This window comes from Variovorax paradoxus NBRC 15149, assembly GCF_001591365.1.
Taxonomy (GTDB): Bacteria; Pseudomonadota; Gammaproteobacteria; order Burkholderiales; family Burkholderiaceae_C; genus Variovorax; species Variovorax paradoxus.
In genome coordinates this window covers 87,218-99,195 of record NZ_BCUT01000002.1, presented here as the reverse complement: position 1 = coordinate 99,195, position 11,978 = coordinate 87,218, and the positions used below count along the sequence as shown (strand labels likewise).

General features: G+C 69.3%; 9 protein-coding genes. 3 read left to right on the top strand and 6 right to left on the bottom strand.

The genetic code is table 11. The features are described from left to right. The first annotated feature begins 59 nt into the window (after positions 1–59). From VPA02S_RS15360 to VPA02S_RS15350, 3 genes are all read left to right on the top strand, one after another. Positions 60–1,043 carry an ABC transporter permease gene (locus tag VPA02S_RS15360; RefSeq protein ID WP_018904253.1) on the top strand — a complete coding sequence of 328 codons (984 nt, stop codon included), beginning with the start codon at positions 60–62 and terminating at the stop codon, positions 1,041–1,043. A 114-nt stretch (positions 1,044–1,157) separates the two neighbouring features. Then, positions 1,158–2,033 carry an ABC transporter permease gene (locus tag VPA02S_RS15355; protein WP_018904252.1) on the top strand — a complete coding sequence of 292 codons (876 nt, stop codon included), beginning with the start codon at positions 1,158–1,160 and terminating at the stop codon, positions 2,031–2,033. Position 2,034: 1 nt separating this feature from the next. Beyond that, a complete protein-coding gene (locus VPA02S_RS15350) occupies positions 2,035–3,765 on the top strand; it encodes an ABC transporter ATP-binding protein (RefSeq protein ID WP_062364596.1) in 1,731 nt (576 codons plus the stop codon). 12 nt (positions 3,766–3,777) lie between these two features. Here the strand turns inward: VPA02S_RS15350 and VPA02S_RS15345 are convergent, their stop codons facing one another. From VPA02S_RS15345 to VPA02S_RS15320, 6 genes are all read right to left on the bottom strand, one after another. Further along, positions 3,778–4,182 (bottom strand): type II toxin-antitoxin system VapC family toxin, encoded by a 405-nt coding sequence (locus VPA02S_RS15345; protein WP_230537771.1) that lies wholly within the window; start codon positions 4,180–4,182, stop codon positions 3,778–3,780. A gap of 8 nt (positions 4,183–4,190) precedes the next feature. Then, on the bottom strand, positions 4,191–4,457 hold the full coding sequence (locus VPA02S_RS15340; RefSeq protein ID WP_018904249.1) for an antitoxin: 267 nt from the start codon (positions 4,455–4,457) through the stop codon (positions 4,191–4,193). A 164-nt stretch (positions 4,458–4,621) separates the two neighbouring features. After that, positions 4,622–6,223 carry an ABC transporter substrate-binding protein gene (locus VPA02S_RS15335; protein WP_018904248.1) on the bottom strand — a complete coding sequence of 534 codons (1,602 nt, stop codon included), beginning with the start codon at positions 6,221–6,223 and terminating at the stop codon, positions 4,622–4,624. A 40-nt stretch (positions 6,224–6,263) separates the two neighbouring features. Further along, the gene (locus VPA02S_RS15330; protein ID WP_018904247.1) at positions 6,264–7,985 is read right to left on the bottom strand and encodes a hydantoinase B/oxoprolinase family protein; all 1,722 of its coding nucleotides are present in this window, start codon (positions 7,983–7,985) and stop codon (positions 6,264–6,266) included. Then, on the bottom strand, positions 7,982–9,667 hold the full coding sequence (locus VPA02S_RS15325) for a hydantoinase B/oxoprolinase family protein (protein WP_038106983.1): 1,686 nt from the start codon (positions 9,665–9,667) through the stop codon (positions 7,982–7,984). Before VPA02S_RS15325 ends, VPA02S_RS15330 begins: the two co-directional genes overlap by 4 nt. Further along, positions 9,664–11,820, bottom strand: coding sequence for a hydantoinase/oxoprolinase family protein (locus VPA02S_RS15320; protein WP_051128007.1), 2,157 nt, complete (start codon positions 11,818–11,820; stop codon positions 9,664–9,666). The genes VPA02S_RS15325 and VPA02S_RS15320 overlap by 4 nt, the downstream gene beginning before the upstream one ends. Positions 11,821–11,978 lie beyond the last annotated feature (158 nt).

The following is an 11,978-nucleotide window of genomic DNA, read 5'->3' as shown; positions in this document are numbered from 1 at the left end:
CAGGCCCGCATACGCTGCAAGCCCATCGACCGCTTTTCACCAGGACTGCACCAACTCCCATGAACCTGCGCAGCGCAAGCCGCACGCTGGCACGCACGGCCTGGCAGGCCGTGCCGACCGTCGTCGGCGTGATCCTTCTCAATTTCGTGCTGATGCAGTGGATCCCGGGCGACGCCGCCGACGTGGTGGCCGCCGAATCCGGCTCCGCCACGGCCGAGAGCATGGCGCAGTTGCGCAGCCATTTCGGGCTCGACCTGCCCGTGCTGCACCAGCTTGGCGCCTACCTTGACAACCTCGCGCATTTCAGCCTCGGAACTTCGCCGCGCTACAACATGCCGGTGGCGTCGCTGATCGGCGCGCGGCTGGGCAACACGCTGCTGCTGATGGTCACGGCCCTGGCGTTCGCCCTGGCCATCGGCATTGCGCTGGGCACCATCATGGCCACCCGCGTGGGCCGCTGGCAGGACCGCACGCTCTCGGTGCTGGCGCTGCTGCTGTACTCCACGCCGGGCTTCTGGCTCGGCCTGATGGCCATCGTGCTGTTCTCGGTGCACCTGGGCTGGCTGCCCACCGGCGGCAGCGAGAGCATCGGCGCGGGCTACACCGGCTGGACGCACGTGTTCGACGTGGCGCGCCACCTGGTGCTGCCCGCGCTGGCCATGTCGGGTTTCTACATCGCGATCTTCTCGCGCCTCACGCGCGCCGCGATGCTCGAGGTGGCGCGGCAGGACTTCGTGCGCACCGCCGAAGCCAAGGGGCTGCACCCGTGGACCGTCAACCTGCGCCATGTGCTGCGCAACGCGCTGATTCCCGTCACCACCGTCGCAGGCATGCATTTCGGCACGCTGCTGGGCGGCGCGGTGGTGGTCGAGACGGTGTTCAGTTGGCCCGGCCTGGGGCGGCTGGCCTTCGATTCGGTAGCGGGCCGCGACTACACCGTGCTGTTGGGTGTGCTGTTGATGTCCTCGCTGCTGGTCATCCTGGCCAACATGCTGGTCGACCTGCTGCATGCCTGGCTCGATCCCCGTATTCAGGTGCGCTGAGTTCCCTCTCCAGATTTCTGACTGCGATTTCCAATGTCCACACCATTTACCCTTGATGCAGCCATTGGGCAACCGGCAGCGCCGACTCCGGTCGCCGCACGCCGTGCGCCGGCAGTGGCCGCGAAGTCCGCCGTCGACGCGAAGCCGCTGTCCAGCCGCCACGCTGCGCTGCGCGCCTTCCTGCGCAACCCGGCCGCCGTGGCGGGCATGGTGCTGCTGGCCTTCATGCTCGTGCTGGCGCTCGCCGCGCCACTGCTGTACCCCGGCGACCCCCTCGACATGGTGGCGCCGCCGCTGCTTTGGCCGGGGCAGGACGCCGCCTATCCGCTCGGCAGCGATTCGCTCGGCCGCGACGTGATTGCCGGCATCGCGCACGGCGCACGCATCTCGCTCGCGGTGGGGGTGGTGGCGGCCACGCTGAGCCTGTTGATCGGCGTGCTCGTGGGGGCCTCGGCCGGCTACTTCGGCGGCCGTGTCGACGACGTGCTGGTGCGCATCACCGAGCTGTTCCAGACCATGCCTTCGTTCCTGTTCGTGATCGTGGTGGTCGCGATCGGCCAGCCTTCGGTGCCGGTGATCGTGTTCGCCATCGGGCTCGCGTCGTGGCCGGTGATCGCCCGGCTGGTGCGCGCCGAGTTCCGCACGCTGCGCGAGACCGAGTTCGTGCTGGCCGCGCGCAGCCAGGGCTTCGGCCACGCGCGCATCATCTTCCAGGAGATATTGCCCAATGCGCTGCCCCCCGTGATCGTGACCACCTCGGTGCTGGTGGCGAGCGCCATCCTCATCGAGTCGGCGCTGTCCTTCCTTGGCATGGGCGACCCCAACGCCGTGTCGTGGGGCAGCATGATCGGGCAGGGGCGCGAACTGCTGCGCACCGCCTGGTATCTCACCGCATTGCCGGGCGCGGCCATCGTGCTCACGGTGCTGGCGCTCAACCTCGTGGGGGACGGGCTCAACGACGCGTTCAACCCACGGCTGAGGGGGCGTTGAGATGACGCTCGAACAAGTGCAGGCCACGCCGCCGCTGCTCGATGTGCGCGGCCTCGATGTCTTCTTCCACGGCTCGAACGGCCCGATCCAGGCTGTGCGCGGGCTGGACCTGGCCATGCAGCGCGGCGAAACGCTGGCGCTCGTGGGCGAATCGGGCTGCGGCAAGTCGACCACCGCGCTGGCACTGCTGCGGCTGCTGACGCCCGGCGCGGTGCTGCGCGGCAGCGTCCACTTCGATGGACGCGACATCCTCGCGCTGCCGCAGGCCCAATTGCGCGAAGTGCGCGGCCGCGAGATCGCGATGATCTTCCAGGAGCCGATGACTTCGCTGAACCCGGTGCATACCATCGGCGCGCAGATCGAGGAAACGCTTTGCCGCCACGAAAAGCTCTCCGCCGTCGCCGCGCGCAAGCGGGCCATCGAGCTGCTCGACTTCGTGCGCATTCCCGAGCCGCACCGGCGCATCGACGACCATCCGCACAACCTCTCGGGCGGCCAGCGCCAGCGCGTGATGATCGCAATGGCCGTGGCCTGCAAGCCGCGCCTGCTGGTGGCGGACGAGCCCACCACCGCGCTGGACGTCACCATCCAGGCCCAGATCCTCGCGCTGCTCGACGGCCTGCGCCGCGAACTCGACATGGCCTTGCTGCTGATCACGCACGACCTCGGCCTGGTTGCCCAGTGGGCCGATCGCGTTGCCGTGATGTATGGCGGACAGAAGGTCGAGGAGGCGCCCACCTCCAGACTCTTTGCCGCGCCATCGCACGCCTACACCCAGGGCTTGCTCGGCGCGTCGCTCCATGCCGGCAGTTCGCTGCACTACGCCGATGCGCGGCTGCCCGAAATACAGACCCGGCTGGACCCCGCGACCGGCGTGCGCGACTTCACGCTCCATGTGCCCCGACCCGCGTCGAAAGTGCGGGCCTTGCGTGTGCGCGGCCCGGCCGCCGAGCCGCTGCTGTCGGTGCAGGACCTGCGCACCGACTACCCCCAGCGCGGCGGTGGCGTGCTGCATGCGGTCGACGGCGTGTCGTTCGATATTCGCGCGGGCGAAACCATGGGCCTGGTGGGTGAGTCGGGCTGCGGCAAGTCGACGCTGTCGCGCACGCTGCTGCGGCTGGCGAACCCGGCTTCCGGCCGCATCGTGTTCGACGGCACCGACATCGCGCCGCTGCCGGAAAGAGCGCTGAAGCCCTGGCGGCGGCGCGTGCAGATGGTGTTCCAGGACCCGTACGCGTCGCTGAATCCGCGCCGCAGCGTGTTCGACATCATTGAATCGGTGCTCAAGGTGCATGGCGTGTCGGATCGCGCGGAACGGCGCAACCGGATCGCCGCCATCCTGGAGCGCGTGGGCCTGCCCGCCGATGCGGGGCGGCGCTTTCCCAACGAGTTCTCGGGCGGTCAGCGCCAGCGCATCGGCATTGCGCGCGCACTCGTGCTGCGGCCTTCGCTGGTGGTGCTCGACGAACCTGTGTCGGCGCTCGACGTCTCGGTGCAGGCGCAGATCCTGAACCTGCTGGTGGAACTGAAAGAGGATTTCGGGCTCTCGTACCTGTTCATCTCGCACGACCTTTCGGTGGTGCGCTACATCGCCGACCGCGTGATGGTGATGAACAAGGGAAAGATCGTCGAGACCGGCAGCCATCGGGACATCTGGGACCGGCCGCAGCATCCGTATACGCGCAGTTTGATTGCGGCTGTGCCAGGAATGGAGCGGCGCAAGGCGGCTTGAGGCCCCCGGTGCTCAGTGACCCGTTGGTGCGCGAAGCCAGTTGTCGAGCACGAGGCCGGGCACGCGTGCGAAGTGTCGCGTGTTGTCGGTGACGACCACGGCGCCGACTGCCAATGCGTGCGCCGCAATCATTTCGTCGAAATCGCCGATGGGCGTGCCGCTCGCCTTCAAGTGGGCGCGCAGATCGCCGTGCTTCGTTGCCGCTTGCGCGTCCCAGGGCAGGATGGGCGAGATGCGCAGGAACTCCTGCACGATCCGGTGCAGCCGCACAGCTTCGGGACGTCTCGCAATGCCGAATCGAAGTTCGGAGCAGGTCACTGCGGAAATGCACCATTGGCCCGGAGCCATGGCTTGCAAGCGGGCGTCGAAGGCCGGATTGCCACGGATCGCCTCGCTTGCCGCATTGGTGTCGAGCATGTACAGCGTCATTCCTTCCAGCCTTCGAACGGATCGCGCTGTTGTTCGCCTTGTTCGCGCGCGGGCATGAAGTCGGCAGGAATGGTGCCCAGTTGCTTGCGCAACTGCATGAACGCGTGCCAGTCCGCTGGCGCGCGGGTGGACAGGATGACGTCGCCTGTAGCCTCATCGCGTCGGATGTAGACCTCGGTGGTGTCGTCGAACCGAAATTCGGCAGGCAGGCGCACGGCTTGGCTGCCGCCGGTCGCAAAGAGCTTCGCGATGGATTGCGACATGAATGGACTCCCAGAGGGTGCAGTGTAGATATTATTGTATATACATTGACCAATGCAGTCAAGAAACACCAGCTGCGCCCGGGCGACTCCGAACCAGCGCTGCCAACGCGCGACCAGCAGTTCCGGGACCAACTTTGCGGGCGCGAAGAAAGGGCGATCAGGGCCTATTTCTTCGCCGCGTCCACCCAGACATCCGCCAGGTTCGACTCGACCCCATCGGCCGTCAGCGAGTGGTCGTGCACGCGCTGGTTGGCGATGGTGATGAACACCGGCTGGTAGAGGTTCAGGTCGGGCACGTCGCGCGCCACGGTGTCCTGGAAATCCTTGAAGAGCTTCAGGCGCCTGGACGGGTCGTTCTCGATGGCGGCGTCTTCGAGCAGCTTGTCCACCGCCGGGCTCTGGTAATGGGTGCCGTTGGAGAAGGGCACGCCCTTGATGAAGTTCTTCGACCAGTACAGGCGCTGCACGCCGACGGTCGGGTCGAACAGGTTGCTCGCGCCGTTCGTCGTGAGGGCGAAATCGCGGTCGGTGTAGATGCGCTTGATGAAGGCGCTCGGGTCCTGGGCGCGCACTGTCGCCGCGATGCCGATCCGGGCCAGTGCGGAGCGCAGGTAGTCCGCCAGGCGCGGACCGTCGGAGCCGATGGGATTGAAGTCCAGCGGCACGCTGAAGCGCACGCCGCCGGCCTTCTTCGGAAAGCCCGCCTCGTCGAGCAGCGCGTTCGCCTTCTTCAGGTCGAAGGCGTAGGGGGAGGGCGCGGGGTCGTGGAAGGCCTTCAGGCCCGGCGCGATCGGCGAGTAGCTCACCTGGCCGTAGCCGTAGTTCACCACCTTCACGATTACGCTGCGGTCGACCGCGCGGGCCACGGCCTGGCGCACCTTCTCGTTCCTGAAGTACTCGTTGTCGAGGTTGAACTCCAGCCGCGTCACGTTCGACGAGTAGCTGTTGCCCTTGGTCTCGAAGCGCAGCGCCGGCACTTTCTTCAGGCGCTCCAGGTCGGCCAGCGGGACCGGTGTGCGGTAGCCCAGGTCGACAGTGCCGGTCTCGAAAGCCACGGCGGCGGCGGCCGGGTCGGTCACGAAGCGCACGATCAGCTGGTCGACGAAAGGCTTGGGCTTGTCCCAGTACTCGGGATTGCGTTCGTACACGATGTGGCTGCCACGCACCCACTCCTTGAACCTGAACGGGCCGGTGCCGACCGGGGCGTTGTTGTTCGGATTGCTGGCGGGGTCGGTGCCTTCGTAGGCGTGTTTGGGCACGATCGGCGTCTCGGTGGCCACCAGCGCGCGGATCAGGTAGGGCGCGGGCTTCGACAGGCGCAGCACGGCCGTGTATTTGTCGGGGGTGTCGACGGCTGTGAGATTGGCGAAGGTGTTGCGCCCGCGCGGGTGGATCTTCTTGAGCAGTTCGATGGAATACGCCACGTCGGCCGAGGTGAAGTCCTTGCCGTCGTGCCACTTCACGCCCTGGCGCAGGGTGAAGGTGTAGGTCAGGCCATCGGGGCTGATCGCCCACTTGGTGGCCAGCTGCGGCTGCGGGTTGACGTCGTGGTCGTACTTGAGCAGGCCTTCGGTGACCTTGGCGCTCACGCTCAGGATGGGCGTGGCGACGTTGCCGATGGTGACGAGCGCCGTGGGCTCGCTGGTCAGGAGCAGGGTGAGCGTGCCGCTATGCGCGGGCGGAGCCGCATGAGCGGCAAGGTGTGCTGCAAGCAGGGTGGCGGCGACGGCGCTGCGAAGCCGCAGCGTCTGGATCAGGAGATGCATGGTGGGGAGAGACTGGCGACGTGAAAGAAAAAGAAGAAGGTCAGGCATCGGCCGGCTCGGCACTTTCGGCGGCCCCGTTCGCTTCGGCCGAGACCAGGCCTTCGCGCAGGTCGCGCGCCACCGCCGCCGGGTCCCGCCTGGACGGTGGGCCCAGGCCGCCGCCGCCGGGCGTCTCGACGATGAGCCGGTCGCCCGCAGGAATCAGCTGCCGCCCCTTGGCGCGCAGCCCGGCGCCCGAAGCCAGCCGCAGCCGGCCCGGTGCGCCGTCGAACCCGCCAAGCGCACCGCGCGCAGGATGGTCGACCCGGTCGAACGCGGCGGCGATCAGCATGGCCGCGTCTACGCGCGCATGCCGCACCTCGATGACCTGGCCCAGCCCGCCGCGCATGGTTCCGGCGCCGCCGGAGTCGGTGCGGAATTCCTTGCGCTCGAAGACGATCGGCGCCTGGGTTTCGAGAATCTCGAGCGACACGTTGCGCACGCCGCTCGGGTAGGCCGTCACCGACAGTCCGTCCTTGCCCGGGCGCGCGCCGGTGCCGCCGGTGGAGAAGCTGATCGCGTTGAAGCGCGGGCCGCGCCGGACCGCCTCGGCGTTGGCCGCGGAGGTGCCGGCCAGCACCTCGCCGCCGACGAGTTGCAGGTTCCACAGCGAGGAGGCCCCCTCGGCCGGCACGCGGTCCGGCCTCGCCTGGCGCAGCGCGCCGAACACCACATCGGGCAGCAGCTGGCCGACCACATGGCGCGCGGTCACCGCGGCCGGATGCAGCGCATTCAGGATGCAGCCGGCCGGCGCCTCGACGCGGATCGGTGCCAGCGAGCCGGCGTTGTTGGGCACGTCGGCACCCACCAGGCAGCGGATGCCGAAGGAGGTGTAGGCGTCGGTGTAGGCCTTGGGCACGTTGATGCCGCGCGCCACCGTGCCCGAGGTGCCGCCGAAGTCGACCACGATGCCGTCGTCGGCGATGGTGACCGACACCTGCAGCGTGATGGGCGCGTCGTAGCCGTCCGCCACCAGCGTGTTGTGCCAGGTGCCGCGCGGCCAGTCGCGCAGCGCCTCGCGCATGGCCTGGGCCGAGCGTGCGATGACGAATTCGCCCAGCGCCTGGAGATCGTCGAACCCGAACTCGCGCAGCAGCGTGCGCAGGCGCCGGCCGCCCACCTCGTTGCAGGCGACCAGCGCGTACAGGTCGCCCTCGACCTGCTCCGGGTCGCGCACGTTGGCGCGGATGATCGCGCGCACGGCCGGATCGACGGTGCCTTTGCGCACGAAGCGCAGGATCGGCAGGAACAGGCCTTCGTGGTAGATCTCCAGGCCGTCGGGGCTGGAACCGATGCCGCCGATGTCGACCACGTGCAGCGTGGAGGCAAACAGCGCCACCGCGCGCCGTGCATCGCCTTCGCCATGGAAGACAGGCGTGACCATCGTCATGTCGAACAGGTGGCCGGTGCCCTTCCACGGATCGTTGGTGAGGAACACGTCGCCGTCTTCCATCGTCTCGATGGGAAAGCGCTGCAGGAAGTGCTTGACCGACTCGGCCATCGAGTTGACGTGGCCGGGCGTGCCGGTTACGGCCTGCGCGATCATGCGGCCGTCGGGCAGAAACACGCCGGCCGAGAGGTCGCCGGCCTCGCGCGTGGAGGTGCCGAAGGCGGTGTGGATCAGCACCTGGGCCTGTTCCTCGACCACGGAGAGAAGGCGGTTCCAGGCGAGCTGGTTGCGGATGAGCTGGCGGCTGGCCAGCGCCTTGGGCGTGTTGCTCATGCGGCGGTCCCTGTGGATTCGACAAGAGGCGCGGGGGCGGCGGCTCCGACGAGCCCGGCCTTCAGGTCGCGCGCAGCCAGCGCGGGGTCGCGCCTTGCCGGGTCGCCCAGGCCCGCGCCACCGGGCGTCTCGACCACGAGCACCTCACCGGCGGGAATGACCTGGCGGCCCTTGCCGCGCAGCGCGGTGCCCGAATGCTTGAGCCGCGCGGCACCCGGCGCACCGTCGCCGCCACCGAGCGCGCCGCGCGCCGGAAAGCGCACGCGGTCCCAGGTGGCCGAGAGCACCATCGGGTCGCCGTCGGCGTTCTCGATCTCGATGACCTGGCCAAGTCCGCCGCGCGAAGCGCCGGCGCCACCCGAGCCGGGCCGGTATTCCTTGCGGCGGAACAGCAGCGGCGCCTGGGTCTCCAGGATCTCGAGCGACACGTTGCGCACGCCGCTCGGATAGGCGGTGGCCGAGAGCCCGTCCTTGCCCGGCCGCGCGCCGGTGCCACCGGTGCTGAAGCTCACGATGTTGAAGCGCCGCGCGCGCCGCAGCGCCTCGTTGGGCCCGCCCTCGATCGGCTGACCGCCGGACAGCCGGATGTTCCACAGCGACGAGGCGCCCTCGGCCGGCACGCGGTCCGGCCGTGCCTGGCGCAGCGCCCCGAACACGAGGTCGGGCAGCATCTGGCCGATGGCCGCGCGGGCTGCCACCGCGGCAGGCGGCAGCGCGTGGACGATGGAGCCTTCGGGTGCCACCACGCGGATCGGTGCCAGCGAGCCCGCGTTGTTGGGTACGTCGGCACCCACCAGGCAGCGGATGCCGAAGGAGGTGTAGGCGTCGGTGTAGGCCTTGGGCACGTTGATGCCGCGCGCGATGGCGCGCGAGGTGCCCTCGAAATCGACCAGGATGCCGCCGTCCGAGATGGTGACGGCCGCATGCAGTTCGACCGGCGTGTCGTAGCCGTCGACCGTCATCTGGTTGCGCCAGGTGCCCTTGGGCCATTCGCGCAGTGCCTCGCGCATCGCGAGCCGAGAGCGTTCGATGATGTAGTCGCCTTGCGCCTCGAGGTCGGCCAGGCCGAACTCGCGCAGCAGGCGCTGGAGTCTGGCGGCGCCGACGGCATTGCAGGCCACCAGTGCGTGGAAGTCGCCCTCGACCTGGCCGGGCTCGCGCACGTTGGCACGCACGATGTCCAGCACGGCCTCCTCGAAGACGCCTTCGCTCACGAAGCGCAGCGGCGGCAGGAACAGGCCTTCGTGGAAGATTTCCAGCGCATCGGGCCCGGCGTTGACGCCGCCGATGTCCACCACGTGCACAGTGGACGCGAACAGCGCCACGAGCTTGCCGCCGTGGAACACCGGCGTGACCATGACCACGTCGAACAGGTGGCCCGTGCCTTTCCATGGATCGTTGGTGACGAACACGTCGCCGTCGCGCATGGTGTCGGCCGGAAAGGCGCGCAAGAAATGCAGCACCGAATCGGCCATCGAGTTGACGTGGCCCGGCGTGCCGGTCACGGCCTGCGCGACCATCCGGCCGTCGGGCAGGAACACGCCGGCCGAGAGGTCGCCGGCCTCGCGCGTCGGTGTACCGAAGGCGGTGCGGATGAGCGCCTGCGCCTGTTCCTCGACCACCGCGAGCAGCCGGCTCCACACCAGTTGCTGGCGCAGCGCCTGACGGCCTGTAGCGCTCATGCAGGGACCGCTTCGGCGGCCTCGGCGTGGTCGAGCTGGACGGCGGTCGTGTCGTTGAGCACCAGCGCGCCCAGCTTGCTGATACGCGCCTCGAAGCCGGCGATGACGTGCGTGGTCGTCTCGTCTTCGACGATCAGCGCCGGGCCTTCGATCCACTCGCCCACGCCGAGCGCGGTGCGTTCATAGACCGGCACCTCGGCCCACCGGCCGGCGTCGGCGTCGTACAGGCGGCGCGTGCCCGAAGGTGCGGCGCGGCCCGTGTCGGCCGCCACCTCGTCAGGCTCCGGCGCCGCGCGGCCCCCGGCCTCCACCGCGACGGACCAGCTCACCGCCTCGGCCGCGATGTGCGGCAGGCTGCGGCCGTAGAGCGCGGCATAGCGTTCCTCGAAGCGTCGATGCAAAGCCTTGCTCGCGGTCGCATCGAACGGGCCTTCGGGCAACTCGACCGGAATCTCGTGGCCCTGGCCGGCGTAGCGCATGAAGGCCTGGCGATGGCGCACCAGCGCGGCCCCGGGCGCGGCGCGCAGCACCACGTCGTCGGCCGTGGCCGTGAGCTCGATCAACAGCTTGTCCACCGCGGCATGGTCGATGCGGTCGAGCCGCTGCGCGAGGCTGCGCACGGTCTGGTAGGCCACCGGCGCCCACAGAAAACCCAGCGCCGAGCCGACGCCGGCCGAGTTGGGAATCACGAGCCGTGCGATGCCCAGCTTGCGCGCCAGCAGGGCGGCATGCAGCGGCGCCGCACCGCCGAAGGCGATCAGCGTGCTTTCTTCCGCCGCCTTGCCGAGTTCGGAGGCATGCACGCGCGCGGCATTGGCCATGTTCTCGGTGACGATCTCGACCACGGCCTGCGCAGCAGTTTCCACATCGAGGCCGGTCTGCGCCGTGAGGCCCTGCAGCAGCGTGTCGCGTGCGCGCTGCGGGTCGAGCCGCACCTTGCCGACCGCGAAGCGCGCCGGGTCGATGGTACCGAGCGCGACGTGCGCGTCGGTCACGGTGGGTTGTTCGCCGCCCAGGCCGTAGGCGGCCGGACCGGGCGCGGAGCCTGCGCTGTCGGGACCGACCTGCACCACACCCAGGTGGTTGACGCGGGCGATGGAGCCGCCGCCCGCGCCGATCTCCACCATCTCGATCACCGGAATGCGGATCGGCAGGCCCGAGCCCTTCAGGTGCCGGTGCACCCGGCCGAACTCGAAGCTGCGGCTGATCTGCGGCTGGTAGTCGTCGATGAAGCAGATCTTGGCGGTGGTGCCGCCCATGTCGAACGAGAGTGCGCGCGTGGCGCCGATCTGCTCGGCCACCTGGCGCGCCAGCACCGCACCGCCCGCGGGGCCCGACTCGACCAGCCGCACGGGCTCGTCGATGCCGGCCTGCAGCGTGGTGATGGCGCCGCCCGATGTCATGAGGAAGGGCTCGGCACGCAGGCCGCGTGCGCTCGCGCCTTCCTGCAGGCGGCGCAGATAGCCCGCCACCTGCGGCTGCACATAGGCGTTGGCGCTGATGGTCGACAGGCGCTCGTACTCGCGGATCTCGGGGCACACGTCGGACGCCAGCGACACCCACAGGCCGGGCGCGTGCTGGCCCAACAGCTCGCGCACGCGGCGCTCGTGCGCGGGATTGGCATAGCCGTGCAGGAAGCACACGGCCACGCTCTCGATGCCGTCGGCCAGCAGTTGCTTCGCGAGCACGGCCACCTGCGCTTCGTCCAGTGGCGTGATCACGCGGCCGGCCGCATCCACGCGCTCGACCACCCCGTGGCGCCAGTGGCGCGGCACCAGCGGTGCAGGCTTGTCGAGGAACACGTCGTACTGCGCGAAGCGGTCTTCGAGACCGATCTCCACCAGGTCGCGAAAGCCGTGCGTGGTGAGCAGCGCCGTGGACGCGCCCTTGCGCTCGATCAGCGCGTTGGTGGCCAGCGTGGTGCCGAGGATCAGCAGGTCGACATCGGCCCAGCCGATGCCCGCCTGCTGCAGCACCTCTTGCACCCCGCCAAGCACGGCCTGCTCGGGGGCGGCCGGCGTGGTGAGCACCTTCAGTGTGTGCTTCTCGGCGCCGCGCAGCAGCACCACGTCGGTGAAGGTGCCGCCGACGTCGACGGCCACGCGGACGCGCGGATCGGGTGCCACGGAAAAGGAATTGGATTTCGAGGACATGGAGAAGAGATATTCGCTGGCTGGAGTCAGAGTGCCGGCACAGCGGGCGGCGGGGGCTTGCGCCAAGTGGGCGATCGGGTCCTGCGGATCCTCGAGTCCGACATGCAGCCGCAGCACGGGCGCATCGCCGGTCCATTGCCGGTGTGCCATGGCGGAAT

Bases quoted from the DNA above. Each gene is read 5' to 3' on its own strand.
- VPA02S_RS15320 (WP_051128007.1), bottom strand. From the start codon at position 11,820: ATGTCCTCGAAATCCAATTCCTTTTCCGTGGCACCCGATCCGCGCGTC.
- VPA02S_RS15360 (WP_018904253.1), top strand. From the start codon at position 60: ATGAACCTGCGCAGCGCAAGCCGCACGCTGGCACGCACGGCCTGGCAG.
- VPA02S_RS15330 (WP_018904247.1), bottom strand. From the start codon at position 7,985: ATGAGCAACACGCCCAAGGCGCTGGCCAGCCGCCAGCTCATCCGCAAC.
- VPA02S_RS15350 (WP_062364596.1), top strand. From the start codon at position 2,035: ATGACGCTCGAACAAGTGCAGGCCACGCCGCCGCTGCTCGATGTGCGC.
- VPA02S_RS15325 (WP_038106983.1), bottom strand. From the start codon at position 9,667: ATGAGCGCTACAGGCCGTCAGGCGCTGCGCCAGCAACTGGTGTGGAGC.
- VPA02S_RS15340 (WP_018904249.1), bottom strand. From the start codon at position 4,457: ATGTCGCAATCCATCGCGAAGCTCTTTGCGACCGGCGGCAGCCAAGCC.
- VPA02S_RS15345 (WP_230537771.1), bottom strand. From the start codon at position 4,182: ATGCTCGACACCAATGCGGCAAGCGAGGCGATCCGTGGCAATCCGGCC.
- VPA02S_RS15335 (WP_018904248.1), bottom strand. From the start codon at position 6,223: ATGCATCTCCTGATCCAGACGCTGCGGCTTCGCAGCGCCGTCGCCGCC.